The organism is Symbiopectobacterium sp. (assembly GCF_051710365.1).
GTDB lineage: Bacteria > Pseudomonadota > Gammaproteobacteria > Enterobacterales > Enterobacteriaceae > Symbiopectobacterium.
Genome location: NZ_JBPETA010000251.1, coordinates 1 through 3622 on the forward strand (window position 1 = coordinate 1; position 3622 = coordinate 3622).

Consider the following 3622-nt stretch of genomic DNA (forward strand, 5'->3'; position numbering starts at 1 on the left):
TTGAGATTTTTGGCCAGTTCATTAGCCAGAGCCTGCAACTGTTTTTCGTCCATAAAGTAACCTGCTTTTGATGTTGGATTGAACATATCAAAATCAGGCAATTACACAAATTTATGTACAGGCTCCGTAATGACAGCTCCTGATCCGCCTGCCAGGCGCATTTCAGCACCATATTACGCATGTTCTCGATTTTGATGGCCATCAGCGCCAGCTTCTCCTGGATCATCTGGTTATGACCAATCGGTTTGCCAAAAGCGATACGCTGGTTGGCATAACGTGCGGCATCTTCGAAGGCACACTCAGCAAAACCGGTACTGCGCGCGGCATTGATCAGGCGTTCCATTTTGAAATTGTACATCACGTTCAGGAAGCCCATGCCTTCTTCACCCACCATGTCACTCTCTTCGACTTCGACGTTATCGAGATAGACTTCGCAGGTGGTCAGCGTATGCCAGCCGATTTTGTGCAACGGGTTGATTTTGATGCCAGGCTTATTGGATTCCACCCACCACAGGGTAAAGGCTTTTTTCGGATCCTGTGGTTCGGGATCGCGCGCCAGCACCAGCATATAAGGGTACTCTTTGGCACCGGTGATAAAGGTTTTTTGCCCGTTGAGATACACCTTGCCGTTTTTACGCGTGTAGCTGGTGGTCGCGCTGCTGTTGTCCGAGCCTGCACCCGGTTCGGTCAGAGCCAGCGAATAGGCCGGATCGCCGGTCGCCAGCGTATTTTCCGCGGTTTTGCGCAACTGCTCGGCGGAACCAAAACGACGCATGCTGTGGATGCACTGACCGTTAGTGATCAGGAACGCCGGTGCGCCATTTTTAGACACTTCCATCAGTGCCAGCATTTGGGTGACATAGTCTGCCGGAATGCCGCCAAATTCTTCCGGCACGCCCAGCAGGGAAATGCCGTTATCGGCCAGCGCCCGCATAAACGCTTTCGGATAGGTACCGGTCTGATCGCAGGTTCTGAAGTACTCTTCCGGGAAATCACTGGTGATCAATTCCCGAATACTGGCAAGCAGCAGTTCTTGCTCTTCGGTTAAGGCAAAGTCCATCGTTTTTACTCCTGTTATTGTTCAGCGTCTGGCAATACAAAACCCATCACGTCATCGAAAAAGAGGCGTGTATCCATCAGTTTTAAGTCAGGCGAAATGACCGGGGTGAAGTCCATCTGTGCCAGAATGTCTTTTTCCAGATCGACGCCAGGCGCGATCTCAACTAGGTGCAAACCGTCAGCTTTTAAGGTGAAGACGGCGCGTTCGGTGATGTAACGCACGTCCAAACCGCGTTCGAGCGCAATTTTTCCGCTAAACGTGATTTCAGGGATTTCCTGAATGAATTTTTTAACTTTCCCTTCCTGCACGATCGTCAGCTTGCCGTCGCCGACATTGGTTTTTAGACTGCCCGCCGTCAGGGTGCCGCAGAAGATGATCTTCTTCGAGGTGGCGCTGATATCGATAAACCCGCCGGTGCCCATGATTTTGCCGTTGAATTTATGCACGCCAACGTTGCCGTGTCGGTCGATTTCAGCAAAGCTCAGGTAGCACACATCCAACCCACCGCCGTGGTAAAAATCGAACTGAGAGGTCATGTCCAGAATGGCGCGGGTATTGACGTTGGCGCCGAAGGCCACCCCTTGTGTGGTGATCCCGCCGATAGGGCCGGTTTCCACCGTCAGCACGAAGTCATCGGCACAGCCCTCTTCGCGAGCCACCAGACCGATGCCGTCGGTGATGCCGACCCCCACGTTACCGACTGCACCTTTTCGTATCTCGAACAGCGCGCGGCGTGCCACCAGCTTGCGTTGGTTAAGGGGGATGGCCATTTTGGCGCTGTCATCCAACACAAAATCGCCGGAGATAAAACGGTTGACGGGGGCACCGCCGTACAGCTGGGTTTGCGTTGAATCCACCACCACAATGTCGATCAGATAGCCGGGAATGCGCACGGATTTAGGATGCAACGTGGCCTTTTTAACCATCTTCTTCTGCACCTGCATCATCACGATACCGCCGTTGTTGTGCACCGCTTGTGCAATCACCAGCGCATCGAGATACATCACTTCATCTTCGAAAGAGGCGTACCCTTCGCTGTCGCAGGTGGTGGCGCGAATAAAGGCGACATTCGGGGCAATGGCTTTGTAGAACAGGTATTCCTGATTATCGATTTCGACCAGCTTGATCAGTTCGTCTTTGGTCACTTCATTCAGTTTGCCGCCCTGTTGACGCGGGTCGACAAAGGTACCAATACCGATATTGCTCAAAATGCCCGGCTGGTGTGCGGCAGAGGCGCGGATCGCTTGCGTCAGCACCCCTTGGGGGTAGTTGTAGGCGACTATCTTGTTTTGTTCTGCCAGATCGGAAATACGCGGTGACTGTCCCCAGTGACCTCACAGCGCCCATTTCACCAAGCCTTCCTGTGCCAGCGGGCTGATGCCGCGCTCGGCGCGATCGCCTAACCCTGTTGGGCTGATCAGTGACAGGTCGCGCGGTGACTGCGTGGTTTTGTAGCGGTCGGCGAGGGCGGCAATTAGAGAGGTGGCTTCCAGAATGCCGCCACCAGCGCCCAATACGCACAGGGTAGCTTCATCGGGGATGTAGTTAACCGCGTCCTGTGCGGAGAGCACAGGTACTCGGCCATTAATTCTTTTCGGTTTTTCCAGTTTCATTGCAACTCCTCGTGATAAGCAAATGAACGTGCTCTGCTCCTGGCAGCGCAAACGGCTACAGCCGCGCCATTGCTATTCAGGATTGGTGTAATACCGTCAACACGGCGCGCAAATCTTTAACGGCAATTTGCCCTGGGGCAGAAGCCTTTTTCAGTGCGCCAAAGGTGGCGGCTGAACCAAACAGTTCGCCGGAGAGACGGGAGATAACACCGGTTTTTGACATGGACATGGTGATGATCGGGCGGTCAGCGTGCTTCTCATGCATTTCCAGCGTGGCGGCCAGCAGGGTGAGAACATCGTCTTTGCTCTGTGGCATCAGGGCGATTTTCGGGATATCGGCACCCAATTCCTGCATTTTGCACAGGCGTTTGACGATCTCTTCTTTCGGTGGCGTCTTGTGGAAATCGTGGTTGGACATGATGACTTTCACGCCGTGAGCATGCGCAAACGCCACGGTATCTTTCACCAGCGCATCGCCGGTAAACAGCTCCAGATCGATCATGTCCACAAACCCGCTCTCCACTACGGCTTTGTTCAAGGCAATGTAGGCCTCGGCAGAGAGCGCTTTTTCCCCGCCTTCTTGCTTACTGCGGAAAGTAAACAGCAGGGGCTTGTCGGGAATGCAGTCACGCAGCGTGCGTACGGCTTCCAGCACGCTGGCGGTGGAGGCCACATCATCAAAATGATCGGCGCGCCATTCCAGGATATCGACGTCGCCGTCTTGGTAATGGTGGGCTTCTGACTTGATGGCAGCGATGTCTTTGCCCATCAGCGAGACGATAATTTTTGGTGCGCCTTCGCCAAACACCCGATTTTTTACGGTTACCCGTCATTCCGCACCTGATTTTTCTTTTTTCGGGACTTGACGGTATTCTGAAGTTCTGAATTTATTACTGCTTTTTGCAGACCAATCAGCATGAGTACTCCCCACGTTACCATCCGTAACCTT

The 3622-nt window shown here is 53.3% G+C and carries 2 protein-coding genes and 1 pseudogene; all 3 read right to left on the reverse strand.

Going from position 1 to position 3622, the window contains the following annotated elements; genetic code table 11:
• A partial coding sequence (locus ACTBDZ_RS16020; protein ID WP_438816046.1) for an acyl-CoA dehydrogenase occupies positions 1-1060 on the reverse strand: 1060 nt, incomplete at its 3' end.
• Between the two features lie 14 nt (positions 1061-1074).
• A pseudogene (locus ACTBDZ_RS16025) lies at positions 1075-2673 on the reverse strand (acyl CoA:acetate/3-ketoacid CoA transferase).
• Between the two features lie 76 nt (positions 2674-2749).
• Positions 2750-3481: a type I 3-dehydroquinate dehydratase gene (gene aroD, locus ACTBDZ_RS16030; protein ID WP_438816047.1), complete on the reverse strand. Its 732-nt coding sequence runs from the start codon at positions 3479-3481 to the stop codon at positions 2750-2752.
• Positions 3482-3622 lie beyond the last annotated feature (141 nt).